We start from the raw sequence: 21,183 nt of genomic DNA, 5'->3' as shown, positions 1-21,183 counted from the left end.
CGCCGCCGCCGCAGCCGCGCCGCCCCGCGCCCCAGCCGCCGCAGCCGCGCCGCCCCGCGCCCCAGCCGGCGCACCACGCCCCTCGAAAGCTCTACCCCTCCACAGCCCCCGGCCGTTCCGGCGGAGTGAAGATACGAGGCTCGTCGCTCCAGACACTCTCCACTTCGGACTTGGTCCGGCGCATGATCTGGTCCATCGCCTCGCGCGCAGCATCAGCGTTGCCAGCCTGGATGGCGTTGGCGACGTCGACGTGCCACTGCAGCGCTTCCTCATGCGGCCGCGACGGCATCAGCCCGTAGTCCGTGCGCCCGCGCAGGACCTCGGCGATCATTGACTGCATCTGTCCAAACATTTCGTTCCCCGAAGCAGCCAGGACCAGCGCGTGGTAGTGAATGTCCAACTCAAGGAACTGCTGCAGGTCACCCGCCCGGCCCACAGCCCGCATCTTGGCAGCAACGGCCATCAGCTCGGCGGCCATGTCCTCCGGCGCGTACTGTGCCGCGAGCTCGGCAGCGGCGGGTTCGACGGCGGAACGCAGCTCGGTCAGTGAACGCAGCTGGGCGCCCTTGCCGGTCTTCGCTGCAAGGCGCCAGCGGACAAGATATGGATCGAACACGTTCCAGGAGGTCTCGGGCAGAACCCGGATGCCCACCCGCTTGACGGTCTCCACCAGCCCCAGGGACTGCAGCACGCGGACCGCTTCCCGGGCAACGGATCGGGAGACATTGAGCTCTGTCTCGAGCTGTTCCGAGAGCATCGTGTCCCCGGCCTTGAGCTCGCCGGACACGATCCGCCGTCCCAAGGATTCGATGACGAGGCTATGCAGGCGCGAACTCATGCGGATTCCGGGGTGGCAGTCACCCTTTTATTCTAGGCAACCCTGGCTCAGGACTGCGGTTTGACTACCGGAAACAATCCATCCGGCTCTTCGCCCTCCTCATAATGGCTCGCAGCGGGCCCCACGATCAGCGGATCCGGAGCATGGGCAACGCTCGTGTCCTTGTTGGGATAGTCAACGCTGGCCAGGACATAACGCATGGCCTCGAGCCGGGCGCGCTTCTTGTCATTTGACTTCACCACGGTCCAGGGAGCATCGCCCGTGTCCGTGTAGAAAAACATTGCTTCCTTTGCCTGCGTGTAGTCGTCCCACTTATCCAGGCTGGCTAGGTCGGTGGGGGAGAGCTTCCACTGCTTCACCGGGTCCGTTTCCCGCGCCGCGAACCGGGCCAGCTGCTCTGCCCGGCCCACGGAGAACCAGAGCTTGCGCAGCAGGACGCCCGAGTTCACCAGCATGCGCTCCAGCTCGGGAACCTCCCGCATGAACTCCAGGTACTGGGCAGGCGTGCAGTAGTTCATGACGCGTTCGACACCGGCACGGTTGTACCAGGAGCGGTCCATCATCACGATTTCCCCGCCGCTGGGCAGATGGGAAATGTAGCGCTGGAAGTACCACTGCGTGCGTTCCTGGTCGGTGGGTTTCTCCAGCGCCACGACGCGTGAACCGCGGGGATTCAGGTGCTCGTTGAAGCGCTTGATGGCACCGCCCTTGCCGGCGGCGTCGCGGCCTTCGAAGATGATGAGCATTTTCTGGCCGGTGTCTTTCACCCACAGCTGCATCTTGAGCAGCTCGATCTGCAGCTGACGCTTCTGCCGCTCGTAGCTGCGGCGGCTGAGCTTCTTGTCATAGGGGTAGTTGTGACGCCAGGCGTCGTCGGCCTTGTCCCGGATTTTGCCGTTCTTCGAATCCAGTTCGCCGAGCTCATCAAGTTCGGCGGCATAGTCCTCCGCCACCGAGACCCTGTCTCCCTCGCCGTCGGACGCGGCATTGCGCCCAGCGGGTTCTTCCGCCTGTTCTTTCTCAGCCTTCGTGTCCGACCGGGAGCCGTTCTTGCCCGTGGCCATAAGAATCTCCTTGCGAGAGTGGTGTCCTGCTGAGAATCTACGCGGAGCACGCGGCGCAGCGGAAGGGCAGCCCGCGAGCCTCGCCGGGATTGCCGGAGACGGCACGGATAATTAACGGCGATGAAATACCTGCGCTCCGCCCTGCTTTCCGCCGTTACCGTCCCGCTGATCCTTTTCGGCACAGCCTGCGTTCCGCAGGATACCGCCTCCTCGGCCGCACCGCCGTCGGAAGCCCAAGGCCAGACCCCAGCCCAGGCCGGGACCGCGCTCGAGCAGCTGGGCAGCATCCCCATCAAGGGCAGGGCGCCGAAAACCGGTTACAGCAGGGAGGAGTTCGGGCCGGCATGGGCCGACGTCGACCGCAACGGCTGCGACACCCGCAACGACATCCTCGCCCGGGACCTGACGAACCAGACCTTCAAGCCGGGAACCAAGGACTGCGTGGTCGCCACGGGCACTTTCGCGGACCCCTACACCGGCACCGTCATCAGTTTTGTCCGGGGAAACACCACCAGCACCGCCGTGCAGATCGACCACGTGGTGGCGCTCTCGGACGCGTGGCAGAAGGGGGCGCAGCAGCTCACTGCCGAGGAGCGCCGGCAGCTCGCCAACGATCCGCTGAACCTCTTCGCCGCGGACGGCCCGGCCAACAGCGCGAAATCGGATTCCGACGCCGCCACCTGGCTTCCGTCGAACAAGGCCTTCCGCTGTGAATACGTGGCGCGCCAGACGGCAGTGAAGGCCGAGTACCGGCTCTGGATGACGCAGGCCGAGCACGACGCGATTGCCGCAGTCCTGGCGACCTGCCCGGACGAACCGGTGCCGGCACGCGAGGGAACCGCACCGAGGACAGTTCCCGCTGGTGAGGTACCGGATACGCCCGAAGGTCCGGGAAGCCCGACGCCGGTCTACGCCAACTGCACGGCGGTCAAGGCCGCGGGGGCAGCGCCCATCCGTCCCGGGGACCCGGGCTGGGACCCGAAGTTCGACGGCGACGGTGACGGAGTCGGCTGCACCTCCTGACCCGAAGCCGCAAGAGTCCTATGCGGACCGAACGTGTCCGCATCGCGTTTTATCGCGGACCCAGCCTGTCCTGAAGCCCGTCGTCCGGCTCACCTGACCCGCCTAGCGTGAAAACAGTTCCGCGAGACAGCGGATAGAGCGCGAAGGAATGACGAACATGGGTTTGCTTGAGATAGAACTGGCGAAGCTGGACTACGCAGAACGGCTGCAGTCCGCGGAACGTACCAGGCACGTGCGCCGCCATGCGGACACGCTGCCCCGGACGGCAGGAGCACGGACGGCAGGACTCACGCGGGCAGGACTGCCTAAACCCCGGACGGCAGGAACGGTCGGACGCACTCGGCGCGCGAAGGTTGATGCTCCCGTATTTACGGTCCGGATCGGTGGCTTCCGCTACCGGCTGTGGTTTACGCGGACCGTCGCGCTGTAGCCGGTCGAAGAGCGCGCACCGGGAGCGCAGCTCGCGCGTACCCGTCGCGCAGCTAGGCGGCGTCCATCCGTTCGAGCACGAAGACCGGAATCTCCCGGTCCGTCCTGGTCTGGTAGTCGGCGTACGGCGGGTACGCCTCAACGGCCCGCTTCCACCAGGTGGCCTTCTCCTCGCCGGTAATCTCGCGGGCGGTCATGTCCCACTTCTGTGGCCCGTCCTGCAGCTCCACGTGGGGATGTGCCTTGATGTTGAAGTACCAGACGGGGTGCTTCGGCGCGCCGCCCATGGATGCGACCACCGCGTAATCGCCGTCGTGCTCCACCCGCATCAGCGGCGTCTTGCGCAGCTTGCCGCTCTTGGCACCCTTGGTGGTCAGGAGCACCACCGGGCGGCCGCCGAGGGTGGTGCCGCGGGTGCCGCCGGAGGACTCGATTTCCTCCGCCTGGTCACGGGCGCGCTTGGAGGTGCTGGGGACGTACTCACCGGTGAGGGGCATGCGCCCCAGTTAACACCCAATCCGGTGCGGCGCACCAGAGGCTTCTAGGACGCGGACGACGCCGTAGGTGGGGTAAAGATCCAGGGCTCCAGCGGCAGCCGGGCCGGATCGAAAGCTTTCAGGGCCTCCGGAAGGGTGCCGGGCAGTCCCAGCGACGTCAGGATCAACTCCGCCGTCTCCGGCGCTGAAATCCCCAGTTCCGCCAGCGCGCCCAGGGTGACGGCGCCGTCGCGCTTTGCCAGCCGCTTGCCGCTCTCCGAGAGGACCAGCGGAACATGGACATACTCCACCGGAGGCAGGCCCAGCAGCGCCGCAAGGTAGGCCTGCCGGGGTGTGGAGGAGAGGAGATCGTCCCCGCGGACCACCTGGTCTATGCCCTGGGCGGCATCGTCGACGACGACGGCAAGGTTGTAGGGCGGCACGCCGTCGTTGCGCAGCAGCACCAGGTCATCCACCACTCCGGTGTACGGCCCGTGCAGCACGTCGTGCACCTTGTACTCCTGCACATCTGCGCGCAGCCGCAGGGCCGGGGGACGTTCGCGCCGCCGTCGTTCGCGTTCAGCTTCGGAGAGATTGCGGCAGGTGCCGGGATAGGCGCCGGGCGGAGAGTGCGGGGCACGCGGAGCGTCGGAAATCTCCGCGCGGGTGCAGAAGCACTCGTAAACCCTTCCCTCGGCGCGGAGCTGCGCGATGGCTTCGAGATAGACCGGTGTCCGGTCGGACTGGCGGATCACTTCGCCGTCCCAGTCCAGGCCGACGGCGGCAAGGTCGCGCAGCTGGATTTCCTCAGCTCCGGCCCGGGCGCGGTCCAGGTCCTCTACCCGGAGGATGAAGCGGCGTCCGGTGCTGCGGGCGAACAACCAGGCGAGCAGGGCCGTCCGAAGGTTGCCGACGTGCAGTTCGCCGGACGGGCTCGGGGCGAAGCGGCCGGCACCGGCCGGGGAGGGGATCAGAGGAGGCACGCTTTCCAGCCTACAAACCCCGGAGCGCATCGGCGCACGGCACTAGACTAACCGCACCACGGCGGACTGCCTCCCTAAGGAGCCACACCATGCCCGACTACGGCCGCGACCTGCTCTTCGGAGCCTTCATCACTCCCGTTGCCGCGCCTGCGCAGCAGGCAGTGGACCTGGCTGTTACTGCGGAGGAGGCCGGACTGGACCTGGCCGCCTTCCAGGACCACCCGTACCAGCCGAGGTTCCTGGACACCTGGACGCTGCTCTCCTATGCCGCGGCACGCACGTCCCGGATCCGGCTGGTGCCGGACGTGCTGAACCTGCCGCTGCGCCAGCCCGTGGTGGTGGCTCGCAGCGCCGCGAGCCTGGACCTGCTCAGCGGCGGGCGGCTCGAACTGGGGCTGGGTACCGGGGCATTCTGGGACGCGATCGTGGCGGCGGGCGGTGAGCGGCTGTCCCCGGGGGACGCCGTCACCGGCCTCACGGAGGCGATGCGGATCATCCGCGGGGTCTGGAACCCGGATGATCCGGCCCCGCTGCGGGTGGACGGCAGGATCCACCGGGTGATCGGTGCCAAGCGGGGTCCTGCGCCGGCGCACGACGTCGGCATCTGGCTCGGTGCCTATAAGCCGCGCATGCTGCGCCTCACCGGAGTGGCCGCGGACGGCTGGCTTCCCTCGCTGGGGTACCTGCACGGCGGTCCGGCTGACCTGGACCCGCTGAATGCGGTGATTGACGACGCCGCTGCCTCCGCCGGGAGGGATCCCGCCGCGGTGCGCCGGCTGCTGAACATCAGCGGCTCCTTCGAGCCCACCAGGAAGGGACTGCTGCAGGGCCCCGTGGACCAGTGGGTGGAGGAACTCACCGGAATGGCTCTGCGGCACGGAATCTCAGGATTCATCCTGGCCTCCGACGACGCCGCCAGTATCGCCAGGTTCGGTATGGAAGTGGCCCCTGCGGTTCGGGAACGGGTGGCAGCGTCCCGCGGCTGAACAGCGTGGGGAACGGCGGCGAGCAAAACCGAACGCGCTCGCCGGGGCAGGGGCCTTCCGCACCTGAACCCAGCGCCCTACTGTGGGGAAATGACATCGGAGCTGCTGTTGCCCGCCCTGAACGCCGCCCGGAAGGGCAAGGAAGAGGGAGGGATCCCCATAGGTGCCGCGCTGTTCATCGACGGCACCATCGTGGCAACCGGCCACAACCGCCGCCAGCAGCTCGGAAGCGTCATCCGGCACGCAGAGATGGACTGCCTGGAACATGCAGGCAGGCTCCCTGCCGGCTCCTACTTGCAGGCGACGATGGTGACCACCCTTTCGCCGTGCGAGATGTGCACGGGCGCGATCCTGCTGTACCGGATTCCGCGCGTCGTCATTGGTGAGAACCGCAACTACCGCGGAGCCGAGGACCTGCTGCTCCAGCACGGTATCCAGGTGGATGTCCTGGATGATCCGGCCTGCGTCCTGCTGATGGAGGAGTTCATGACGGACTACCCCACCCTGTGGAATGAGGACATCGGCATGCTCTAGGCGGCGCTGATTTGCGGTCCGGACCTGCGTTTTCCTTGCCTGTTCTCCCGCCGTCGTGAAGGATGGCCGCAGCGGGGGCGAAGAACTGCAACGGCGCAGGAAGGATCGGAACAACGCATGCGAAAACTAACAACCCTGGGGATCACCCTGTCCCTGGCCCTGGTGACAGCACCGGTGACGGCCACGGCGGCGGAGACCACAGCTGAACCCGTAACCGAACTCGGCGGAACGTTGGCCAACGGAGCCACCTGGGCAGCGGAGGTGCCTGCCGGCTGGAACGGGAAGCTGGTGCTCTACAGTCACGGGTTCCGTCCCGGCCCGGACAACCCGGCCTGGGACCCCGGGTTCGACTCGACCGCGCAGGCCCTGACGGACCGCGGCTTCGCGGTAGCGGCGTCGTCGTACGCCACCGCCGGCTGGGCACTGGGCACGGCAGTCCAGGACCAGCTCGACACCCTGGCGGCGTTCTCCGCCGCGGCCGGTGAACCGGCACGGACCATCGCCTTCGGAACGTCCATGGGCGGGCTGGTCAGCAGCCTCATCGCCGAAACGCCGGACAGCGGCGTGGACGGGGCGGTCAGCACCTGCGGGCTGCTGGGTGGCGGCATCAACCTGAACAACTACCAGCTGGACGGCGTGCATGCGCTCGCGGAGCTGCTGCTGCCCGGTCAGGAACTCCAGCTGACCGGGTTCCGTACAGCGGCAGAAGCCGGTGTGACCATCACTGCACTGATGCAGGCCGTGCAGCAGGCACAGGCCACCCCGGAAGGAAGGGCCCGGATAGCGCTCGCCGCAGCATTGATGAACACGCCCACCTGGTTCAGCGGGAACACGGCTCCCGGATCCCGGGACTTCGCTGCCCAGCAGGAGGCCCAGTACAACTGGCTGCTGCAGACCATTCCGTTCGTCGTGGGCTCCCGCGTCTCGATCGTTACCGCCGCGGACGGGGACAGCGGCTGGAACCAGGGCGTGGACTACGCGGCGCTGCTGCAGCAGTCGGCTCAACGGCAGCAGGTGGATGCGCTCTACCGTTCCGCCGGGCTGGATCTGAAGCGGGACATTCGCGCCCTGACCACGACGGCGGACATTACGCCGGACGAGGAGGCGCTGGAGTGGATGGACCGTACCTCCACACCCCAGGGCAACCTGCAGATCCCGGTGCTGACCATGCACACCCTCGCGGACATCCTGGCTCCGGTTGAATACATGGAGGAGTATGAGGAGACAGTCCGGGAAGCACGGGCGACGCCGCTGCTCCGGCAGTCCTTCGTCGAGCGGACGGGACACTGCACCTTTACGGACGCCGAGCGGGTGGCGGCCGTGCTGGCCATGGATGAACGGCTGGATACCGGACGCTGGGCGAACCTCGCCGAACCAAAGCAGCTGGACCGCCGTGCCGAGTCGCTCGGGCTGGGAGACGCGGACTTCATCAAGTACCAGCCGGCCGAGTTCGTGAATGACAGAACCTGGAATCAGGACCAGGGCCCGGGGAACGGACACGGTCCCGGCAAGGGAGAGGGCCCGGGGAGGGGGCATGACCATGGTCCGGGACACGGCCACGGCCCCGGAAAAGGCCGCTAGCAAACCATAGGTTCCTGCTCAGGCCCCGGCGCGCACTCCGCCGGCCAGTTCGCTGACCGGGCCGTTCCAGGGCGTGCCGTGGCCGGGCAGGATCCATTCAACGTCCGTCAGCGGGGTGAGCCGGTCCAGGGTCTCCAATGCCTGGGCGGGATCGTCCGTAAAGGGTGAGGGCTGCAGCCCAGTCCTGCCGGTGAGCACATTCCGGGTGGTCAGCGCGTCCCCAACGAACAGGGCCTTCACCCCGGGGACGTGGACCGCAACGCTGCCGGGAGAGTGCCCGGGAAGCCCGATGATCCGCGGCGATCCCGGAAGGTCCAGCACGTCACCGTCCGCAACCGGGACGACGTCGGTGAGGTACTTTGTGCGCCAGCCCTGCTTTCCCATGGAATACGCGAGGAAGCGTGCCGCGGGGCCCGGCCGCAGGCCGCTAGCAGAGCCCGGCGCCGGCTTGTAGCGCTCGGTTCCCTGTGCCCGCGCAGCATCTGCCGCATGGATGTACACCGGCACGCCGGTCTGCAGGCGGAGCCGCTCCGCGAAACCAATGTGGTCTGAATCGCCGTGCGTCAGGACAACGCCGCGGATGTCTTCGAGGGTCACGTCCAGGGCGGTGAGCTCGCGCTGCAGGTTCCGCCAGTGCCCGGCGAGTCCGGCGTCCACGACGGTGATGCCGCCGTCGGCCACCACCAGGTAGGCGGCAACTATGTCATTGCCGATCCGGTGCAGGTTGGGTGCGAGCTTCATGGCTGTCTCCTAGGGGGATGTCCGGTGTGTCCGGATTACATGGCTAACCTAATTAGCTATGATGGCTAATGTCAATAGCCGAACGAATGCCAGGAGAACCATGCCAACGCCGCAGCGAACCTCCCTCGAAGCCATTGTCGCCGCGGGCCGGGAGGCCCTGGAAGAGGGTGGGCCGGACCATGTCACCATGAATGCCGTCGCCACCCGGGTGGGTGTCCGGGCGCCGTCGCTGTACAAGCGGGTCCAGGACCGGGAAGCACTGCTGGGAAGAATCGCTGCTGCCACGCTCGAAGACCTGCGGGAACGGATGCAGGGCCTGGAAACCCTGGAAGACCTGGCCCGTACCTACCGCTCTTTTGCACGGGAACGGCCGGAGGGCTTCCGGCTGATCCAGACGCGAACGGCATCCGCAGAGGACCTGGCCAGGGCCAGCGAACCGGTCCTGGCCGCAGCCCGGAAGGCTGTGGGCGACGCCGATGCGCTGGAAGCCGCGCGGTTCATGACGGCGTGGCTCACCGGGTTCATCACCATGGAGCTTGCCGGGGCGTTCCGGCTGGGCGGGGACCTGGACAAGGCTTTCGAGTACGGAATCGAGCGGGTCGCAGCCGCCCTAGCGGACTGATGCCCCCCGCTCGCTTTCGGCAACCGGCCGCCTAGATTCCCTCACCCAGCTGCGGGCGCGCGCTGTAGGGGATCAGCGGGTGGTCCGCACGGGCCTTGATCTGCTGCACCACCCAGGTGTTGCCGTCCGGATCCGAGAAGCCGAACAGGGTGCCGCCGTCGCGCTCATCCATCACCGTCACCTCGCCGGCTGCCACGCCGCGGGAGACCAGCTGTTCCCGTGCCGCATAGGCATCCGGCACCACCAGCTGCAGCCCCTTCAGGGATCCGGGCTCCATGGGATCGTCACCGGGCAGATGGCCGATGACGATCGAGCAGCCCGAACCCGGCGGGGTGAGCTGGGCGAACGCCATCTGCTCGTTGACGGTGTGGTGGTCAAGATCGAATCCCACCGTGTCGGAGTAGAACGCGATGCTGCGGTCCAGGTCGCTGACCGGTACGCGGATGACTTCCAGGGTCCAATCCATGATTTCTCCCAAGGTGGTTGTAGGGAATCAGGCGGTGGCGAAGGCGAGCAGCTGCTCGAGCTTGTCGTAGCCGGCGGCCATGCCTGATTCCATGCCCGAGGACACGAAGCTATCCCGGGTCTGGACCGATGGGTAGACCGAATGGCCAACGAGTCTGGACCGGCCTCCGGGGAGGTCCTCGAACCGCAGGTAATCGAGGCTCGCCTGGTCCGGATACCCCTCGTACTCGAAGGTCTGGAGGATGAACTCGCCCGGGCGGATGTTGTGGAAGACGCCGCGGAACGCGTACTCGCCGTCGTCGTCGCTCTGCACAAACCGGTAGGAACCGCCCGGGGTGGCCTCGAAGGCATCGATGCGGGTCTCCAGGCGGTCAGGGCCCACCCACTGGGCGTAGGAGTCCGCCGTGACGTGGGCGCGGAAGACGTCCAGTGCCCGGTAGTCGAACTCGCGGACATAGTCGATGTACGGTGCGCCGTCGGGAAGGGTGACTTCCAGTGCGTTGGTCATGACGCCTCCTGCGGAGTCCTGGTCTCGGCACGGGAAGCGAGCAGTTCCTCCAGCCGGGAGTAAGAGTCGGTCATGCCGTCCTCCATGCCGGAGGCGGCCATTCCATCGCGGGCTTCCTGGGTGGGATATACGGCGTGCACGGTGATGCGGGTGCGGCCGTCACCCAGGTCCTCGAAGGTGTTGAATTCGAGGCTGACCACGTCGGGATAGCCGGAGAACTCGAACGTCTGGATGGCGAACTCGTTCTCCCGGACGGTGTGGAAGATGCCGGTGAAGTCGTACGGGATGCCCTCGGGGCCGGTATGCGTGTACTTATAGGTGCCGCCGGTGGTGAAGTCGTAGTGGTCCATTTCCATTTTCATGCCGCGCGGGCCCAGCCACTGGCTGACCAGGTCCGGGTCAGCGTGGGCGCGGAAGACATCCGCGACGGGGAAATCGATCTCCCGCGAATAGTCGATGAAGGGGACGGCCTCGGGTACGGAGAGCTGCAGTGCGTTGGTCATTGTTGGTCCTTTGACTGCCGGCCGCGCGTGGCGGCCTGTTGGTGGAGCACAGCGTCCAGGCCGCGGAACTGCCCTTCCATGACCAGCCGGTAACGGTCGATCCAGGCAGTGAGTGCCTCCAGCCGTGCGGGGTTCAGGTGGACGGGCCGGCGCTGCGCATCACGGGTTCGCGTGACCAGCTGTGCCTGCTCGAGGACCTGGATGTGCTTCGAAACCGCCTGCTTGCTGATTTCGAAGGGTTCGGCGAGTTCGTTGACCGTGGCCGGGCCCCGGGACAGCCTGGCGATGATCCGGCGGCGTGCCGGATCTGCCAGCGCCAGGAACGCCCTGTCCAGCAGGATGTCCTCCGGGGTTTCAGTCATAAGGGGCCAACGTTCGCGTCGCACGTTAAGCTGCGGTTTTCACACGGTGGGTTCTCGCTCCCGCCGGTATCCAACCCGCTTGTTGATCAACCATCTAGTTGATTACCCACGAAAGTACGCCCGGCGTCTCCGGACGGCAAGAGGGTTGGGGATATTTTTTGCCGGGCGCTGATGGTCCCGGTCCGTGGGTTTATGACGGCGGGGCTTTACCGGCGCCGCCGAACGCGCCGCTACGCTGGGCGGATGCTCACAGACAACCGAATCGATCCGCCGGACGCAGCAGATGAGAGGGGAACCCTCAACGGTTTCCTGGACTACCTCCGTGCCAGCGTTACCTACAAGGCGCAGGGGCTCAGCGATGCCGACGCCGCACGCCGCGTGCTGCCCTCCCTGCTCACGGTTTCCGGGCTGCTCCGCCACCTCGCAGACGTGGAACGCTGGTGGTTCCGTGCCCAGCTGGACGGCCAGGAAGGCATTCCCACCCGCTGGAGCAGCGACGATCCCGACGCCGAATTCCGCGTCAGCGAACAGGACAGCCTGGCCGAGATCATTGCCGACTACCAGGCCGCCTGCGACGAGTCCCGCGAGGTCGCTGCCAGGTACGGCCTGGAAGACAGGTGCAAAGCGGAGCACAGTGCGGGCCACAACCTGCGCTGGGTGCTGGTGCACATGGTCGAGGAGACCGGGCGGCACTGTGGCCACCTGGACATCATCCGGGAACTGCTCGACGGCGTCACCGGGGAGTAGCTGGCCGGTGGGGGACGGCTACGGTACCGGCAGCACCAGCACGGCGACGATTCCGACTGCGCTGAGCGCCACGACGGCGACGGCCAGCGCCAGCACGGCGCCGACGCTGGCGCGTCCGGCCTCCTGGCGGATGGTGGCCGAGCCCCGGCCGTACCGGCAGCGCTGGGTGGAATTAATGACGATTGCCAGTGCCAGCGCCGAGAAGACGAGGCTGACGGCGTACCAGCCGTGGGTGGGCAGCCAGCGCAGGAACATGGCCGAGGCCACCACCAGCGCCAGGGACGTCCTGCTCCAGGCGAGCGAGGTCCTCTCCGGCTGAAGGCCGGGATCCCCGTGCCCGTGCACCCCGGCCATCAGGCTGGCCGGAGGACCACGACGACCAGCAGTACGGCGGCCGTGATCCCCCCGCCTATAGCGAGGATGGGCGCCAGGGCCGGAAGGGGCAGCGGCGTCCCGGACCGCATGGCCCGCTCAACCCGCAGCCACCGGAAGAAGGCCCCGCTGCCCAGAACCAGCGCGAGAACCAGCAGCAGCAGGGCAACGGCTTTCCGGACCGCCGGAACAAAGAGGTCCGCGGTGAAGGCCTCGACGGCGATTCCTCCGGCAAGCAGTGCCAGGGACGTCCGGATCCAGGCCAGGAACGTTCGCTCGTTGGCCAGCGTGAACCGGGGGTCCGGCTCGGTGCCGCCCCGGAGCATCCGCGCTGCCAAACGCCCGCGCCCGGTTGTTTCCGCAGGCGTTTCTCCAGCAGCCACATGACCCTCTTCGATTGGTTGGACGATTCCACCTTGGATGGTAGACCCCGCCTCGCCGTTGTTCTCAACCCGGGTGGACATCTCCCGTGTCTTTCCACTCGACGGAAAACAGATAGTGCCGTGGGTCACCCGTAAACGTAACGTGCAATACAGAATTGCAGCGCCGTTTTCGGGGCTGGGCTGAAAGGAACTGCTGGCATGGCTCGAGGAATGGACTCCAGGACGGTTGTCCTGGAAAAGAAGGAGACGATGGCGGAGGGCGTGGTGCGCCTGACGCTGAGGAACCCGGACTGGTCCGACTTTCCGCAGTGGGAGCCCGGATCCCACATAGACCTGGTGCTGCCGGACCACATCCGCCAGTACTCACTGTGCTCGCCCTGCGAAGACGCATCGATCCTGCAGGTCTCCGTCCTGCACACCCCGAACTCCCGCGGCGGCTCCCGGTTCATACATGAGTCACTGGCCGAGGGTGCCGAACTCACCATCAACGGTCCGCGGAACAACTTTCCGCTGCAGGATTCTCGGAAATACCTCTTCATCGCGGGCGGAATCGGCATCACGCCCATCCTCCCCATGATTGCTGCCGCAGAGGCAGCCGGCCGCGAATGGCGTCTGGCATACGGCGGCAGGACCCGCAGCTCCATGGCCTACGCCGAAGAACTCGAAGCCCGGTACGGCAGGGAAAAGGTGCTGCTCTACCCGGAGGACACCCATGGACGGATCGATCTGCAGGGTCTGCTGGGCCTTCCACGCGCCAAAATGCTGGTGTACGCCTGCGGCCCTGCGCCCCTGCTCAACATTGTGGAGGACTTCTGCATGGGCTGGCCGCCCGGTGCCCTGCACACCGAACTCTTCTCAGCCGCCGCGCTGGGCGGCAGCGGCGCATCAGCGGAACCGTTTGAGGTGAACCTGGTCAACTCCGGAATCACGGTGGAGGTTCCAGTGGGTAAAACGGTGCTGGAAGCGGTCGAGGAGGCCGGGGTCCGGGTGCTGTCCTCCTGCCGGCAGGGGGTCTGCGGCACCTGCGAGGTCCCGGTTGTGGCCGGGGAGATCGACCACCGGGATGCTGTCCTGTCCGCAGAGGACAAGGCCTCCGGTGAAACCATGCTGGTCTGCGTCTCGCGTGCCGCTGCCGGATGCCCCTCACTGGCCCTGGAGCTTTAGGCATCCAACCCATGTCCGGAAGACCCGGACCCACTACCTGGACTTGCTGACGATAGGACCACAGATGACAACCGATACAGCTGCCGAAAGCCGCATGGCCCCGCCCGCGGGCGTACCCTCCGTTCCTGACGATCCCTTTTCCCTGGCGAACCTCGCTGATCCCTACCCGCTGCACGAAAAGCTGCGGGAAGCGGGACCCGTGGTCTGGCTGGAGAAATACGGCTCCTACGCCGTGACCCGCTATGACCCCGTCTACGAGATCCTGACCGACTTCGAGACGTACATTTCCGGGGGAGGGCTCGGCCCGGCGGACCGCAGGACGTCCACTGAATGGCGCCCGGCCGGAATCCTCGAATCGGATCCACCCACGCACACCGCCATGCGGCGCGGGCTCTCAAAGGTGGTGAGCCCGGCATCGGTGCGCCGGCTCCGGGCCGACTTCGAACCGCCGGCGCGCGAGCTCGTAGAGAAGCTCGTAGCGCAGGGAAGCTTCGACGTCGTCACCGACCTGGCGGAAATCTATCCGCTGCAGGTGTTCCCGGATGCCGTGGGCATACCGCAGGAAGGCAGGGAGAACCTGCTGCCCTACGGGTCCATGACCTTCAATGCCTTCGGCCCCAGGAATGAGGTCTACGAGGAAGCATTCCGGGACGCCGATGCCGTCTCCGCCTGGGTGATCGAGAACTGCGAACGCCGCAACCTCAGCCCGGGAGGCTTCGGCGCGGGAATCTGGGAGGTCGCCGACGAAGGGGGCATCACTCCCGACGAAGCCGTGCTGCTGGTCCGCGCCCTGCTCTCCGCCGGCGTCGACACCACCGTCACGGGGATCGGCAACACCCTCCTCTGCCTCGCAGCTAACCCCGAGCAGTGGGAGAAGCTCCGCGCCAACCCAAACCTGGCCAAGTTCGCCGTCGACGAGGCCCTTCGCCTTGAATCACCCTTCCAGATGTTCCACCGCACGGCTGCGGTGGACTCCACGATCGAGGGCATGCCCATACCCGAAGGAGCCAAGATCCTCCTGTTCATGGGAGCGGCCAACCGTGATCCTCGGAAATGGGGCGAAAACGCGGACTCCTTCGACCTGGACCGCAGTGCTTCCGGCCACGTCGCCTTTGGCATGGGACTTCACCAGTGCGTGGGCCAGCCCATTGCCCGCCTGGAAATTGAACTGGTGCTCCAGGCGCTGGCGGCGCGCGTGGAACGCCTTGAGCTGGCCGGGGAGCCCGTGCCGCAGATCCACAACGTGCTGCACGCGTTCTCATCGATTCCGGTGAAGGTGGTTCCGGCGGGCAGCTAGGGCGCCGAACCCAACGCACCATGACGCGCAGAGACGCCCGAGGCACCCGGATGGGGGAGCATCGGGCGTTTCGCTATATAAACAGGGATAGCCCATACATGGAATGGACGGATTTACCGGAGGTCGGCGCAGTGGCAGGACAGGCAGCAGCCAAGGGCAAATCGGTCACCTCCCGTGCGCTGAACATTCTGGGAGCGTTCGACGCCGGGCACGTGAAGCTGACGCTGTCGGAGATTTCACGGCGCTCGGATACACCGGTTGCCACGTGCCACCGGCTCCTGGGCGAACTGCTTGAGTGGGGGGCAGTCGCCAAGCGGGGCAACCACTACTACGTGGGCCACAGGCTGTGGTCGCTGGGGCTTCTTGCTCCGGTGGAGAAGGACCTGAAAACGATCGCCGGGCCGTATATGCAGGACGTGCTCTTCGCTACCAGGCAGGTGGTTAACCTGTTTGTCCTTGAGGGGCAGCATGCCCTGTTGATCGAACGTTTCTCGGGGACGGCCGTGGGCAAGCCCGTGGCCCAGGTGGGGGACAGGCTGCCGCTGCACGTCAGCGCTGCGGGAAAGGTCCTCTTGGGGTACGCGCCGGCTGAGGTGCGCGCGAAAGCCTTCGCCAACCTGATCCGCCGCACTCCGTACACCGTGACCGAGCCGGGAAAGCTGCACCGTCAGATACAGGAGGCACGGGACAACGGGTATGCGCTCACGCGTGAGGAGCAGGCGCTGGGAACCTCCGGACTGGCGGTCCCGGTGCTGAACGGAAGCGGCCAGCTTCTGGCAGCGCTGGGCGTGGTTTTCATTGGGCCCATGCGTGAACCCGAGCGGGTTATCCCCGCGCTCCAGGTTGCCGCGGCCGCCGTCGGGCGTGAAATCGGTTCACTCGGCTGAGCCGGAGGGCACCGGCCCTGAATCCTAGTGAACCGGGAGTGCCGGAACCCGGCTAATCTCAAAGCGGTCACCGGGCGCCGCGACCGTAACCGTTCCGGCGAACTCGGTGCGGACGCCCGCTTCCCATTCCTCATCCGTAGCCAGGCCTGCAAGGTGGGAGAGAACAACGTGCGGCACCCCGGCCTTCGCCGCAACGCGTCCCACGCCCGGGGGTGTGGTGTGGGAAATCTGCTGGTGATTCAGGAATTCAGGGGCCATGTCCAGGCCGGCGAAGTACTCAAGGTTGACGGCTTCGTGGATGAGGAGGTCTGCTCCGGTGGACAGGGTGACCATGTTGGAACACTCCGTGGTGTCGCCGGAAATGACTACCGAGCCGTAGCGGCTGTCGAACCGGAACGCGAAGGCCGGGAAAACTGGAGGATGCTCCACGAGGATCGCCGTGACCCGAACCGCATCATCCTCGAACACCAGGAACGGTTCCATAGCCGGAGTGGAGTTTCCGGAAGCGGCCGCGGCAACCGGTCCGGGGAGCGGAATGTCCGCGGCGACGATGAGTCCCCGCAGGTCCGGCCGGCCTTCGTCATGGACCCGGATCCGTATGTCGTAGGAGAACGCCTCAAGCAGATGGTCAACCATGGCGGCAGTCCCGCTGTCTTGAGCACCGGCTGCCTGGGGGTCCGCGCCGGGGCCGAACACGGGCACCGGGGCAGAGACTCCGTTCACCGGACGGCCCCAGTTCCAGAGGAAGTAGCCGGGCAGCTCAGCGACGTGGTCCGAGTGCAGATGCGTAATGAAGCCGGCGCGCAGGTCCTCGCCGCGCAGTCCGGCACTATGGGCGGCACGCGTGACGCCCAGGCCAAAGTCCACCAGGTAGAAACCTCCGTCCACCACCACGGCCGTTGCCATGCCCGGATGCGGGCCGCGGATCGCCGGACCGGCAGCGGTGCCCAGGGTAAGAACGGACATGCCGGGAGCAGGCTCCGGGCGGAGGGTCTTCATGATTGTGCTCGCATCTCTTCGCCTGCCGGGCGAGTTGGAAGTCGGATGCCTCCAGAATGCCCGCAGGCGGAGAGAAAGGAACGAAGTGGTTTCCAGCCACCGGAAAACTTCAATTGTTGCTCAGGTCACACAAATTTACAGTCGAATCCGTAATTGCTTCGCGCGTCCGTGCAGAATTCCCTCGACGAAAGCCTGGTAGGAAAGTGTCCCTCAAAGAACCCCCCACATCCCTGAAACAGGATGCCGGCACCCCACGCAACTGGTCCGCAGCCAAGCGCAGCCGCTACGGCTGGTTCATGACCTATTCGCTCCTGGTCCTGATGATGCTCAGCTGGGCTGACAAGGCGGTACTGGGTATCGCAGCCGTTCCGATCATGCGGGACCTGGGCGTTACCCCGCAGCAGTTCGGCCTGGTCAGCAGCGCCATGTTCCTCACCTTCGTGGTGATCCAGTTTGCCGCGGCACCGCTGGCCAACAGGATCCCCACCAAGTGGTTCCTCCTGGTGCTGTGCCTGACCTGGTCCGTGGCCCAGATGCCGATCCTGCTCTTCGCCACGCTTCCAGCGCTCTGGGCCTCCCGGCTCCTGCTCGGTGCGGGCGAAGGGCCCCTGGCCCCGGTGCTGATGCACAGCATCTATAAGTGGTTCCCGGAGAAGAAGGGAGCCACCCCGGCAGCAGTGGCGTCGGCGGGTGTGACCCTCGGTGTGGTTGCCTTCGCACCCGTCCTGGCATGGATCGTCGGATCATTCGGGTGGCAGACGGCGTTCGCCGTGCTGGCAGTCGTCGGCGTTGTCTGGTCCGTGTTCTGGGTGATCGCCGGCAAGGAAGGCCCCTACACGAGCCGCAGGGTGGAAGCGGAAATCGAGGGATTGGACCCGGCAGAGCTGAGCCCGTCGGAGGACACGCACTCGGCCGATACCAAGATCAGCTACCGGCGCACCATCTTCACGGCCAGCTGGATCATCGCGGTGCTGACGTCCTTCATTGGCTACTGGACCTTCACCCTGGCGATGTCCTGGGGGCCGGCGTACTTCGAAACGGTTCTCGGCTTCTCCAGCCAGTCCGCCGGAAGCATGATCGCGCTGCCCGCAGCGTGGGGTGCGGTCGCCACCATCTCCCTAAGCGCCCTGACCCAGCGCCTGCACCTTCGCGGACTTCCAACCCGCCAGGCACGGTCCTTCGTCCTCGGCGGCGCGGCCACCATTGCAGGAGCAGCGCTGCTCGGGGCAACCATGGTTGCTTCGCCGGCGCTGTCGATGGCCCTGCTGGTGATCGGCCTGGGAACGGCACCTGCGCTGTTCGCCATCACCTACCTGATCGTCTCCGAGCTCACCACTGTTGCCCAGCGCGGAGCCAACCTGACCATCGCCAACGCGGTGCTCTCCTCCGGCGGTATTTTCGCCCCGGCAGTCTCCGGCTTCCTGATCGGCGGAGGCACGTCCCCCGCCGCCGGCTACACCGCAGCATTCGCCCTGGCAGGCGGTTTGATGCTCCTGATGGGCATCCTGGCGCTGCTGTTTATCAACCAGCAGCGCGACGCCCGCAGGCTTGGCATTACGCCTGCCGCAGCCGCGGCCCCGTAGAAGTCCAGGCAGAGGCGCACGACCCGCAGCACGAACGCGAAAGGTCCCCTTCCAGCATTCGGAAGGGGACCTTTAGCGTTCCCTGCTGGCTGTCCTCAGATAAGCCGGCAGCAAGCCGGTTGTGTGCAGGACGGGCAGGACGGGGCTACGCCGCGGAGCCGCCTGCCCCGTGGGCACCTGCCACGGCGTTGACGGTCCGGGTCTGCAGGTATTCGGAGAGACCCCAGGAACCGCGTTCACGTCCCATGCCGGAGGCTTTCCACCCGCCAAAAGGCGCGTCGACTTCCACCTGGGTGTGCTGGTTGATCCACACGGTTCCGGCCTCGATCCGCGAGGCCAGGTTATCCGCGCGCTCCAGGTCCGGCGTCCAGACCGATGCACCCAGGCCGAATTCCTGTCCGTTGAGGTGCGCCAGGACCTGTTCAACGTCGTCGTAGACAGAGACAGGCAGCGCCGAACCGAACTGCTCAGTACAGACCAGCGGAGTGTCATACGGGGCATCGGCAACGATGGTTGGCTGCATGAAGTACCCGGGAAGTTCAGTGCCGGTGCCGCCGCCGAAAGCCAGCCGCCCGCCGTCGGCCGTTGCCTGCTTCACCAGCCCGGCAACCAGGTCACGCTGCGCCGCGTTGTGCATGGGGCCCATCCCGGTGCCGGCGTCGAGTCCCCGGCCAACCACCAGCCCTGCCGCAGCGGCGGCGAGTGCTTCCGTGAACTCGGCAGCCCTGCTGCGCGGCACGAAAACGCGCTTGACCGCCATGCAGACCTGCCCGGCGTTGCGGAAAGCCGAACCGATGATGCCTGCTGCCGTAAAGGACGGATCGGCGTCGGGCAGGACGATTGCGGGATCATTGCCGCCCAGCTCCAGGGTTACCCGCTTCACTGTGGGTGCCGCCTGGGCCATGATGGCGGTTCCCACTTCGGTGGAACCGGTGAAGGAAATCTTCCGGACGCCCGGGAGCGTGCTGAGCGCCCTGCTCAGGACACCTCGCCCCGTGACGCAGGCGAGAACGTGCTGCGGAAGGATGGTGTTCATCAGCTCCACCATGGCAATGGTGGACAGCGGCGTGCTGGGGGACGGCTTGGCGATGACCGTGCAGCCCGCAACGAGCGCGGGAGCCAGCTTCACTGCGAGCAGCGAAATGGGAAAGTTCCACGGGGTGATGGCGCCAACAAGGCCCACCGGCTGGTACTGCACGGCGAGCCGGCGTCCGTCGCGCTCGGGCAGGTACTCGGTCTCATCCCACTCCAGGTCTGCGTAGTAGTCGAACAACCCGGCCGCCACCGTGAACTCCATGACGGCTTCGCGCAGGACCTTGCCCTGTTCCCGGCTGAGGATTTCGCCGAGCCGCGGAGCTTCGGTGCGGATGGCCCCGGCGATGGACCGCAGGGCGTCGCGGCGGGCCTCGCGGTCGGCGGCCCAGGCCGCGGCGGCGGTGCCGGCCCGGGCGACGGCCAGCTCGACGTCAGCTGCTGAATGCAGGGGAGCGGCGGCGACCACTTCAAGGGTGGCCGGGTCATGGATCTCGTACGTCGAGGGGGAAACAGTCACAGGCCGTCCTTTTTCGCGATATTGCTGATGCTCCCAGCGTTGTCCGCAGCCCCCAAACGGACAAGTTCACTTGTTCGCCCAGTGGAAAGCAGAGCTTGCCTGCGCTGCAGTGCCGGAGAAGATGGGTGTAGCCGCGGCTGGTGCCGCGGAGCACGCAGGCAAGGGAAGGCAGGGGCATGTTTGCAGGACAGAGGATCGTAGTGACCGGAGCGGCGTCAGGCATTGGCGCTGCGGCCGCGGCGGCATTCAGTGCGTCCGGGGCAGAGGTCATCGGGGTGGACCGGAACGAGCCGGAGAGCTTCAACGGAGAGTTCATCCGCGCTGACCTGTCGTCGCCGCAGGGTGTTAGCGCGGCTGCGGGGCAGGTCCGGGGGACCATCCACGGCCTGGCAAACATTGCGGGCGTACCGGGAACCGCCCCGTTCGAGCTGGTGCTCGGAGTGAACGTCCTCGGGCTGCGGGATCTGTCCGAGGCGCTGCTGCCCCAGATTGCCGACGGCGGTTTCATCACCAACCTCGCCTCCTCAGTTGCTGCCGGCTGGGCAGAGCGCAAGCCGCAGCTCGCCTCCTTTGTCTCCACAGCGGACTGGGCTGAGGCGCTCGCCGCGGTCCAGGGTGATCCTGAGGTGACACAGAATTCGTACCGCTTCTCCAAGGAAGCCGTCCGGCTGCTGACCGAACTTCAGGCGAGTCGGAACCTGGGCCGTATCCGGGTGAACTCGGTGAGCCCCGGGCCGGTTGAGACGCCGATCCTGGCTGACTTCAAGAGGGACCACGGCGTGGACAAGGTGGAAGGGGCGGTGGCGCTCCTGGGCAGGGCCGGATCCGTTCAGGACATCGCCGCGGTAGTGACGTTTCTGGCCTCCGCGCCGGCCGGCTGGATCAACGGCACGGACATTCGGGTGGACGGCGGCCTTGCCGCTCACCGCGGTTCGCAGCAGCTGCTGGCCGTTTCTTCCTAAACCGGCCCGCACATGGAACGGCTCCCCAGCCATGGCCAGGGAGTCGTTCCAAGGTCCGGCCGATGAACCTACTGGTCCCGGCCAAGTGGACCTGTTCTGGTCCCGCCTTAAGGAACCTCTTT

25 protein-coding genes are annotated in these 21,183 nt (G+C 66.5%); 12 read left to right on the top strand and 13 right to left on the bottom strand.

Annotation, left to right across the window (positions count from 1 at the left end; genetic code table 11):
* Positions 1-91: 91 nt before the first annotated feature.
* Complete coding sequence (locus tag GD628_RS12620) at positions 92-838, bottom strand: FadR/GntR family transcriptional regulator (protein WP_152274943.1); 747 nt, start codon at positions 836-838, stop codon at positions 92-94.
* 47 nt (positions 839-885) lie between these two features.
* Positions 886-1,902, bottom strand: coding sequence for a polyphosphate kinase 2 (ppk2, locus tag GD628_RS12615; protein ID WP_152274942.1), 1,017 nt, complete (start codon positions 1,900-1,902; stop codon positions 886-888).
* A gap of 120 nt (positions 1,903-2,022) precedes the next feature.
* On the opposite strand from ppk2, the gene GD628_RS12610 reads away from it, so the two are divergent.
* On the top strand, positions 2,023-2,925 hold the full coding sequence (locus GD628_RS12610; RefSeq protein ID WP_152274941.1) for a GmrSD restriction endonuclease domain-containing protein: 903 nt from the start codon (positions 2,023-2,025) through the stop codon (positions 2,923-2,925).
* 157 nt (positions 2,926-3,082) lie between these two features.
* The gene (locus tag GD628_RS12605; RefSeq protein ID WP_152274940.1) at positions 3,083-3,355 is read left to right on the top strand and encodes a hypothetical protein; all 273 of its coding nucleotides are present in this window, start codon (positions 3,083-3,085) and stop codon (positions 3,353-3,355) included.
* Between the two features lie 52 nt (positions 3,356-3,407).
* Here the strand turns inward: GD628_RS12605 and GD628_RS12600 are convergent, their stop codons facing one another.
* Complete coding sequence (locus GD628_RS12600) at positions 3,408-3,851, bottom strand: nitroreductase family deazaflavin-dependent oxidoreductase (protein WP_091607506.1); 444 nt, start codon at positions 3,849-3,851, stop codon at positions 3,408-3,410.
* A 44-nt stretch (positions 3,852-3,895) separates the two neighbouring features.
* Positions 3,896-4,813, bottom strand: a complete 918-nt coding sequence (gene gluQRS, locus GD628_RS12595; RefSeq protein ID WP_226802531.1) for a tRNA glutamyl-Q(34) synthetase GluQRS — start codon at positions 4,811-4,813, stop codon at positions 3,896-3,898.
* Between the two features lie 89 nt (positions 4,814-4,902).
* Here gluQRS and GD628_RS12590 point away from each other — a divergent pair, with 89 nt between their 5' ends.
* The 3 genes from GD628_RS12590 to GD628_RS12580 all read left to right on the top strand — a co-directional run bounded on the left by GD628_RS12590 (position 4,903) and on the right by GD628_RS12580 (position 7,914).
* Entirely contained in the window at positions 4,903-5,799 is an 897-nt protein-coding gene (locus GD628_RS12590) for an LLM class flavin-dependent oxidoreductase (protein ID WP_152274938.1), read from the top strand.
* Between the two features lie 90 nt (positions 5,800-5,889).
* On the top strand, positions 5,890-6,333 hold the full coding sequence (locus GD628_RS12585) for a nucleoside deaminase (protein ID WP_152274937.1): 444 nt from the start codon (positions 5,890-5,892) through the stop codon (positions 6,331-6,333).
* A gap of 117 nt (positions 6,334-6,450) precedes the next feature.
* Positions 6,451-7,914, top strand: coding sequence for an alpha/beta hydrolase family protein (locus GD628_RS12580; RefSeq protein ID WP_193313263.1), 1,464 nt, complete (start codon positions 6,451-6,453; stop codon positions 7,912-7,914).
* 18 nt (positions 7,915-7,932) lie between these two features.
* On the opposite strand, the gene GD628_RS12575 is transcribed toward GD628_RS12580, so the two are convergent.
* A complete protein-coding gene (locus tag GD628_RS12575; RefSeq protein WP_152274936.1) occupies positions 7,933-8,655 on the bottom strand; it encodes an MBL fold metallo-hydrolase in 723 nt (240 codons plus the stop codon).
* Between the two features lie 100 nt (positions 8,656-8,755).
* Here GD628_RS12575 and GD628_RS12570 point away from each other — a divergent pair, with 100 nt between their 5' ends.
* Entirely contained in the window at positions 8,756-9,277 is a 522-nt protein-coding gene (locus GD628_RS12570; protein WP_152274935.1) for a TetR/AcrR family transcriptional regulator, read from the top strand.
* Between the two features lie 31 nt (positions 9,278-9,308).
* Here the strand turns inward: GD628_RS12570 and GD628_RS12565 are convergent, their stop codons facing one another.
* The 4 genes from GD628_RS12565 to GD628_RS12550 are packed head-to-tail and all read right to left on the bottom strand — an operon-like array spanning position 9,309 to position 11,115.
* Positions 9,309-9,743, bottom strand: coding sequence for a VOC family protein (locus tag GD628_RS12565; RefSeq protein WP_152274934.1), 435 nt, complete (start codon positions 9,741-9,743; stop codon positions 9,309-9,311).
* A 27-nt stretch (positions 9,744-9,770) separates the two neighbouring features.
* The gene (locus GD628_RS12560) at positions 9,771-10,250 is read right to left on the bottom strand and encodes an SRPBCC family protein (protein WP_152274933.1); all 480 of its coding nucleotides are present in this window, start codon (positions 10,248-10,250) and stop codon (positions 9,771-9,773) included.
* Entirely contained in the window at positions 10,247-10,753 is a 507-nt protein-coding gene (locus GD628_RS12555) for an SRPBCC family protein (protein WP_152274932.1), read from the bottom strand. The genes GD628_RS12560 and GD628_RS12555 overlap by 4 nt, the downstream gene beginning before the upstream one ends.
* On the bottom strand, positions 10,750-11,115 hold the full coding sequence (locus GD628_RS12550) for an ArsR/SmtB family transcription factor (protein ID WP_152274931.1): 366 nt from the start codon (positions 11,113-11,115) through the stop codon (positions 10,750-10,752). Before GD628_RS12550 ends, GD628_RS12555 begins: the two co-directional genes overlap by 4 nt.
* 243 nt (positions 11,116-11,358) lie before the next feature.
* Between GD628_RS12550 and GD628_RS12545 the strand changes: the two genes are divergently transcribed.
* Positions 11,359-11,862, top strand: a complete 504-nt coding sequence (locus tag GD628_RS12545) for a DinB family protein (protein ID WP_152274930.1) — start codon at positions 11,359-11,361, stop codon at positions 11,860-11,862.
* A gap of 18 nt (positions 11,863-11,880) precedes the next feature.
* Here the strand turns inward: GD628_RS12545 and GD628_RS12540 are convergent, their stop codons facing one another.
* Together GD628_RS12540 and GD628_RS12535 are read right to left on the bottom strand one after the other, a co-directional pair.
* Positions 11,881-12,216, bottom strand: coding sequence for a DUF202 domain-containing protein (locus GD628_RS12540; protein ID WP_152274929.1), 336 nt, complete (start codon positions 12,214-12,216; stop codon positions 11,881-11,883).
* On the bottom strand, positions 12,216-12,560 hold the full coding sequence (locus GD628_RS12535; protein WP_226802538.1) for a YidH family protein: 345 nt from the start codon (positions 12,558-12,560) through the stop codon (positions 12,216-12,218). The genes GD628_RS12540 and GD628_RS12535 overlap by 1 nt, the downstream gene beginning before the upstream one ends.
* A 255-nt stretch (positions 12,561-12,815) precedes the next feature.
* On the opposite strand from GD628_RS12535, the gene GD628_RS12530 reads away from it, so the two are divergent.
* The 3 genes from GD628_RS12530 to GD628_RS12520 all read left to right on the top strand — a co-directional run bounded on the left by GD628_RS12530 (position 12,816) and on the right by GD628_RS12520 (position 15,965).
* Positions 12,816-13,781, top strand: coding sequence for a PDR/VanB family oxidoreductase (locus GD628_RS12530; protein WP_152274927.1), 966 nt, complete (start codon positions 12,816-12,818; stop codon positions 13,779-13,781).
* A 64-nt stretch (positions 13,782-13,845) separates the two neighbouring features.
* Positions 13,846-15,078: a cytochrome P450 gene (locus GD628_RS12525; protein WP_226802530.1), complete on the top strand. Its 1,233-nt coding sequence runs from the start codon at positions 13,846-13,848 to the stop codon at positions 15,076-15,078.
* A gap of 98 nt (positions 15,079-15,176) precedes the next feature.
* Entirely contained in the window at positions 15,177-15,965 is a 789-nt protein-coding gene (locus GD628_RS12520; protein WP_226802529.1) for an IclR family transcriptional regulator, read from the top strand.
* 24 nt (positions 15,966-15,989) lie between these two features.
* On the opposite strand, the gene GD628_RS12515 is transcribed toward GD628_RS12520, so the two are convergent.
* Positions 15,990-16,931 (bottom strand): MBL fold metallo-hydrolase, encoded by a 942-nt coding sequence (locus GD628_RS12515; protein WP_226802528.1) that lies wholly within the window; start codon positions 16,929-16,931, stop codon positions 15,990-15,992.
* 236 nt (positions 16,932-17,167) lie between these two features.
* On the opposite strand from GD628_RS12515, the gene GD628_RS12510 reads away from it, so the two are divergent.
* Complete coding sequence (locus GD628_RS12510) at positions 17,168-18,547, top strand: MFS transporter (RefSeq protein WP_226802527.1); 1,380 nt, start codon at positions 17,168-17,170, stop codon at positions 18,545-18,547.
* Positions 18,548-18,692: 145 nt separating this feature from the next.
* Here GD628_RS12510 and GD628_RS12505 read toward each other — a convergent pair whose 3' ends face one another.
* Positions 18,693-20,099 (bottom strand): aldehyde dehydrogenase family protein, encoded by a 1,407-nt coding sequence (locus GD628_RS12505; protein WP_152274924.1) that lies wholly within the window; start codon positions 20,097-20,099, stop codon positions 18,693-18,695.
* Between the two features lie 176 nt (positions 20,100-20,275).
* On the opposite strand from GD628_RS12505, the gene GD628_RS12500 reads away from it, so the two are divergent.
* Complete coding sequence (locus GD628_RS12500; protein WP_152274923.1) at positions 20,276-21,061, top strand: coniferyl-alcohol dehydrogenase; 786 nt, start codon at positions 20,276-20,278, stop codon at positions 21,059-21,061.
* Positions 21,062-21,183 lie beyond the last annotated feature (122 nt).

This window comes from Arthrobacter koreensis (assembly GCF_009193255.1).
GTDB classification, from domain to species: Bacteria; Actinomycetota; Actinomycetes; order Actinomycetales; family Micrococcaceae; genus Arthrobacter_B; species Arthrobacter_B koreensis.
Note: the sequence above shows the minus strand (reverse complement) of the source record. Positions and strands in the feature narration are given on the sequence as shown.